Annotated in this window: 5 protein-coding genes; 1 reads left to right on the forward strand and 4 read right to left on the reverse strand. The window is 38.4% G+C overall.

What is annotated here, in order from left to right; all coding sequences use genetic code 11:
• From VNZ46_RS27935 to VNZ46_RS27945, 3 genes are all read right to left on the reverse strand, one after another.
• A partial coding sequence (locus VNZ46_RS27935) for a FecR family protein (protein WP_325564759.1) occupies positions 1-922 on the reverse strand: 922 nt, incomplete at its 3' end.
• A 126-nt stretch (positions 923-1,048) separates the two neighbouring features.
• Positions 1,049-1,639 carry an RNA polymerase sigma-70 factor gene (locus tag VNZ46_RS27940; RefSeq protein ID WP_325564761.1) on the reverse strand — a complete coding sequence of 197 codons (591 nt, stop codon included), beginning with the start codon at positions 1,637-1,639 and terminating at the stop codon, positions 1,049-1,051.
• Between the two features lie 90 nt (positions 1,640-1,729).
• Positions 1,730-1,915, reverse strand: a complete 186-nt coding sequence (locus tag VNZ46_RS27945) for a hypothetical protein (protein WP_325564763.1) — start codon at positions 1,913-1,915, stop codon at positions 1,730-1,732.
• Positions 1,916-2,147: 232 nt separating this feature from the next.
• On the opposite strand from VNZ46_RS27945, the gene VNZ46_RS27950 reads away from it, so the two are divergent.
• Positions 2,148-2,441 (forward strand): helix-turn-helix domain-containing protein, encoded by a 294-nt coding sequence (locus VNZ46_RS27950; RefSeq protein ID WP_325564767.1) that lies wholly within the window; start codon positions 2,148-2,150, stop codon positions 2,439-2,441.
• On the opposite strand, the gene VNZ46_RS27955 is transcribed toward VNZ46_RS27950, so the two are convergent.
• Positions 2,346-2,702, reverse strand: coding sequence for a response regulator (locus tag VNZ46_RS27955; protein WP_325564765.1), 357 nt, complete (start codon positions 2,700-2,702; stop codon positions 2,346-2,348). The two genes, VNZ46_RS27950 and VNZ46_RS27955, sit on opposite strands and share 96 nt — an antisense overlap.
• Between the last annotated feature and the right edge of the window lie 181 nt (positions 2,703-2,883).

Raw genomic sequence — 2,883 nt, forward strand, 5'->3', positions numbered from 1 at the left:
CTTGGCGTACCTTAAGCCCGTTCTTTGTATTTAAAACAGACTGCTGGCCTGGTTTTAATACGACTTTGGTTTGAGCATTCACACGAACACTCCCTTCCAGTAACGTGGTTTGGGTATTTCCATCATCCTGGTAGGCATTGATATTAAAATGTGTACCCAGTACCTCTACCTGCTGACCGGAGGTTTCGACAATAAACGGATGCATTTTGTCTTTAGCAACTTCGAAATAACCTTCTCCCTTAAGGCGGACCAATCGATTGCCGGTTTTGGTCAATGAAGCAGAATAGGTCAGGCTCGATGCTGAATTCAGCCAAACCCTGGAACCGTCAGAAAGACTAACCTGATAAGTTTCCCCATTGGCAGTACTTAGCGTATTAACCTTGTTCGGATCAGCACTCCCACCTGCGGCTTTATAAATTAACTGTCCATCTTTGGATTTGGTAATCTCGATTCCTACCTCTTTTGCTAATTCGCCATTAGCTACATCAGCAAGTCTGATCTTTTTACCATCAGCCAAGGTAAGCGTAGCGTCTTGTTTACCTGGTGTCACATCACCAGACAGTGCACCTTGATTCGAATGCTTTGTATACCGATTGATATAAATGAGTGTACCGATACCCAATACCAAAATGATCGAAGCCGCCGCAACAATACGTGGCCATAACCTAAACCGGCGAATCGGTTGTATGGCCTGCCCACTGCTGCCCATGATAGACCGGATCATTTCATCCTGCCGGTGCTGTTCCAAATGATCAGGCACCAGAATAGCCGAAAAGGTTTCGCCCAATAGACTTTCTATATAAGGACGGTTTTCGATATTCAACACATATTGCCATAACTCATCGGTTTCCACAGGATCAAGCGTCCCTTCCAGGCGCCCAAGTAATAGCTGTTTAATTCTTTCAGGAGATATAGTGGTCATCAATATTCATTTTAATAAAAGTTAACTTAACCTTTTATTAATATTGACGCGAAAGCATAGGTATCAGGGGCACAAGCAATTTAAAAAAACACAATATATTCCACAACAATCTGATTTTCAATAAGATTATTTAAACAAAACGGCAAAAAGCGCGGGATAAGCCAATGCATTTTTGCGGAAATGCTCCCTGATTTTTTTTAATGCACGTTTCATATGCGAGTGAACCGTTTCCGGTGTCACGTTCATTTCTTTGGCCACATCCTCATACTTCATACCCTGAACATGGCATAGCTCATAAGCGAGCCGCTGCTGTGCAGGTAATTGACTAACCACCTCATGCAACAGCTTTTCTGTATCCTTAAAATCTATCTGCCTAAGCGTACTTTCATCACTTTCCGTCATCCGCGTGGCCATGAAATGAGTTGACTTCGCATCTTGAGCAATTTTTCTGAGTAAGTCGAAGGATTTGTTACGAACCAAACGATTTAAATACCCTCCAAAATTCTCGATCTCTACGAGTCTCTCCCGGTCCAGCCATATTTTTAAGAAAATGTCCTGGACGATTTCCCCTGAAAGATCTGCCGAATAGGTGAGTTTCTTACCAAAAGCATTCACAAAACCATGATAATGTTTGTAAAGTATAGTAAAAGCATAGTGATCCCCCTGAGCGATCTTCGCCAGTAATTCTGCTTCATTAGCCAGAGGTTTTGATGCCATTTATGAAACGCTACTTATTAAAAGTATAAGATATATATCGTCCGCAATGATACTTATATTTCCTCAATATATAAATACTGAGTACAGACCTTAATCACAAATAAACAGTTGTACGGGCCTGGGTTCCTGCTTATTCACGTAATGCATCCAACCATGTACTGTTCCCTCTGCAAAATTCTTGTCCATTTGTAAACTAACTTCTTTTGCAGAGCGCTCTGCAGCGTTTTCAAAAGTCAGATACTGCTCCTTTCGCAAATTATAGAAAATCAGGTTCATCCGGTCTTCCGGATCACAATAAGGTATATTTTGGTTCTTCGTTTTGTTTGTTGTTTGAGTGAAATTTCACGGTCCATAATTATTTTTATTTGAACCCTATATTTCAATGCAAATACCAATCACAAAACATTAATAATAATATAGTTACATTTCATCATTAAAACTAAACTGTATCATTATGGACAGTATGTATTAAAATGGACACTAACAGAACGATGCTTTCTTAGGCATAATTGGCGGTAAATGGAAAATACCGATAATTCTTTCCATTTACACAGGAAACAAGCGGTTTAATGATATTTTAAATTCAATTCCGAAAATTACAAATCGTGTTTTGTCAAAAGAATTGAAACATTTAGAAGAATTTTTTTTGATTACAACAGGCATAATTAGCGATTATCCTGTTCGGATTGAGTATGCTGTAACTTTATCAAGCATTTTTCTTAACCACTTCCACCATATGGTCTATATCAAATGGTTTTTCAATATAATCATCAGCTTTACATGCTTTGGCCTTTTCAGATAAGTTCGCAGATGTAGAGGTCAGAACAGCCGAAACATCCTGTGTTTCAGGATCAGACTTTAATTCATCAATGACCACTGTTCCTTTCTTTTTCCCCTTAATGTGCTCATCAACAACCACTACATCAGGATCAATCTCATCAATTTTTTCAACAGGCTCAGTTGTCAGCGAAGCCGTGACCTCAAAACCTTCTTCCTCTAATACCTGATCCATGATATCAAGTATATCTTCATCGTCCTGAATAAGGACAACTTTTTTCTTCATAATAGCCAAATAATCAGGAGTAAAAGTAGCAAATAATCTAAACTTATAATAATCCCAAATTAGTTTTGACTGACTATAAAATTATTTTTACTGACGATTAGCTTTTTGTTTTTTTGAAATACTCCCTATTTGTTGGACAGCTATAGTTCAAACTATATTCTGCAATTGTATAAAGTTTTTC

The sequence above is a fragment of the Pedobacter sp. genome, assembly GCF_035566355.1.
Lineage (GTDB): Bacteria > Bacteroidota > Bacteroidia > Sphingobacteriales > Sphingobacteriaceae > Pedobacter.